This is a genomic window from Gemmiger formicilis (genome assembly GCF_016901605.1).
GTDB classification, from domain to species: Bacteria; Bacillota; Clostridia; order Oscillospirales; family Ruminococcaceae; genus Gemmiger; species Gemmiger formicilis_B.
Window position 1 is genome coordinate 1 of sequence record NZ_JACJKP010000253.1, and the last position, 2,979, is coordinate 2,979.

At 59.6% G+C, this 2,979-nt stretch carries 2 protein-coding genes; both read left to right on the plus strand.

Translation table 11 applies throughout. The features are described 5' to 3' along the window. Nucleotides 1–2,662: GH25 family lysozyme (locus tag H6B10_RS13720; RefSeq protein WP_204652119.1), on the plus strand; the 2,662-nt coding region annotated here is incomplete at its 5' end. A gap of 29 nt (nucleotides 2,663–2,691) precedes the next feature. Then, nucleotides 2,692–2,979, plus strand: a 288-nt coding sequence (locus H6B10_RS13725) for an MBL fold metallo-hydrolase (RefSeq protein ID WP_204652120.1), incomplete at its 3' end; no start/stop codon positions are given.

The following is a 2,979-nucleotide window of genomic DNA, read 5'->3' on the forward strand; positions in this document are numbered from 1 at the left end:
ACTGGCGTTGTGTTTGCTGTGCCTGCTGGTGGTTGTGGGGGTCTGCCTTGTACTGACCCGCTGCTCCTCCGGCCCTACCGGCCCGGAACAGGCCAATTTTGGCACAACGGCCGCCGCGTGGCAAAAAAATGAACTGGGGTATTATTTCAATTCCAGCGGGCAGGCTATGCCGGCTGCGGTGCTGAAAGGCATCGATGTATCCAAGTTCCAGGGCGAAGTGGACTGGGAAAAGGCCAAGGCTGCCGGAATTGATTTTGCCATCATCCGCTGCGGTTATGGCGGCGAATGGGATGGCCAGGAAGCAAACTGGGCCCAGGACGATGACCAGTGGCGCCGCAATGCCGATGAGTGTACCCGTCTGGGGATTCCCTTTGGTGTGTACCTGTATTCTTATGCCACCACGGTGGAAGAAGCACGCTCTGAGGCTGACCATGTGGCCCGCCTGTTGGGCCTGGTGGCACCGCCTCAGGAAGGGCTGGAAGATTATACGGCTTCGCCCTATCAGCTGTCCTACCCGGTATACTACGACCTGGAAGACAAGAGCATCAGCGGAATTTTCCCCGAAGAGATGGCAGCCATTACCCAGGCGTTTTTTGACCGTCTGGTGGAACTGGGCTACACGGGGGAACAGGGCATTTACGCCTCGCTCAACTGGGTGCGCGCCCGTTTCAGCGACCCGGCGTTTGATCCCTGGCGGGAGAATCTCTGGATCGCCCGTTTCTCGGATTCGCTGGGGTACACCGGCACCTACGATATGTGGCAGTGCACCTACTCCGCGCCCGGCACGGATTACGGTGTTCAGAGCGAAACGGTAGATGTGGACTTTGTCATGCGGCCCTTTGCCTTTACCGGAATTACCGAAGATCTGGGCAAAGCGGCGGACCCGGTCCTGGTGAACGATACCTACCAGGTGGAACTGCATCTGGACGCCAAAGATGCCCGCGCTACCCTGACCACCAACCAGGCGAGCGAGGAGGAAGGCGGCCAGAAAGTTTACTGGGAAACCAGCGATAAAAATGTGGCTACCGTAGATAAGAACGGTACCGTGCGCGCCCGGACCGACAGCGGAGAATGCACCATCACCGCTACTCTGGCCGACGGCACCGAGAGTATCTCCTGCCTGGTGCGCATCGGTGATATTACCGTTCCCGTTTTTGCCACAGGGCAGCTGGCCGGCCAGCGCAGCAACGACGAGGTCAGCCTGGCTGATGTGGCTGCACTGAAAGGCGCGGCAGCCGATTCCATCCTGCTGGATGCGGGCGGCAGTTTGCACGGTACGATGAGCGCCAGCCTGACAGGCGGTATGGATATGCTCAGCAGTTTCTCGGCGGCCGGGTATGACCTGCAGGCGTTTGGCGCCGCGGATCTTGCCTACGGTATTGAACGTCTGCGCAGCGATGCCAATATGGCTTCCGGTCCGTCGCTGGCGGCGAACCTGCGGGATGCGGAAGGCTCGGCGATTTTCTATCGCTCTACCAGCTGGAACCGCAACCGGATTACCAACGGCATGAACTATGTGGTGGAACGTGCCGGTTATAAGATCGGATTCTTCTCTCTGGCAGATACGGTTTCGGTCACCGAGAAGATCGGTCTGGTCAATGAAGAAACCCCCATTGCCAATGATCTGGCCCAGACGGCCAGCGAGCAGGTGGCAGCCCTCCAGGCCGAAGGCGTGGATGCTATTCTTTGCATTGCCACGCCGGGCGTGGATGTCAGCGCCCTGCAGGATACGCTGGCTCAGTTGGGAGTGACCGCAGTCATTGACGGCGGTGCAACGGAAAATCAGACCGGTTCTGTGCCGGTGCTGGCTGCCGGGCAGGGGCTGAATGCTGTCGGGCGTTTGAATCTGGTGTTCACACAGGGCGGAAACTGCCGTGTGGAACTGACCGATGCGGTCTCGGCTGAAACGTTGAAAGCCAACCGGGATATCTGGAACCGTTATGGCTCCGGCGATACCGGTGACGCTTCTTCTGAGGCAGCTGCGGATGCGGCGAACCCCGAAAAAGATACGGCAGCAGACAGCGCCGATCCCAGCACCCCCACCGAAGGCTCTCAGGATGCCCAGCAGGAAGGCGCCGACGCCTATTTCGCCGCGGCGGAAGCCCTGGCGGAACTGGATGCCGATGATTCCAGCATTCTGAATACACCGCTGTTCACCTACGCCCAGAACCCGGACGCCGATAAGACCATCAGCTATGCCAACTACCTGGCCACGCTGTATGAAGAAATTGCCGAGAACGACCGGGAGCACTGGCCGGAAGGCTGGGCCGAAGCGGAGGTCACCGGTGTGGCCGGCGGCGTGACCGAGCTGGAATACGGCGATATCACGCGGCAGGCTTTGATCGATTCCTTGCCCACTACGGCCCGGCTGGTGCTGGTTTCCACCACCGCCGAGGCGGCCCAGGCGCTGATTGACGGCGGCACGGTCACCCGCACCTATCAGGCAAGCCTGACGGGGTATGAACCGGAAGGGGAGAACGTACTGCTGGTAGGGGATACCCAGACCCTGACAGCACTGGGCGAAGGCAACTATACAATTCTGCGGGATTACGGCGATCTCTTCTGGGATGTCCGTATGAATATCAACGACAACACCAACAATTTCACCGAAAACTTTGTTCTGCCGGAAGCGCCCAGCTACGGTGTGGGCCGCAACCCGTAAGGCAGAATGGACCAGGGAGGCGTACTTGTATGAAATTGACCTTTTTGGGCGCAGCGCGTGAAGTGACCGGCAGCTGCACACAACTGGAAGCGGCGGGCCACCGCCTGCTGATCGATTGCGGCATGGAACAGGGCCGGGATGTATACGAAAACGCCGACCTGCCCTATGCACCCGGCACCTATGAGGCGCTGTTGCTCACCCATGCCCACATCGACCATTCGGGGCAGATTCCGTACCTGTATAAAAATGGGTATCGCGGCCCCATCTATTCTACCGATGCCACCATGGACCTGTGCGGTATTATGCTGCGGGATTCC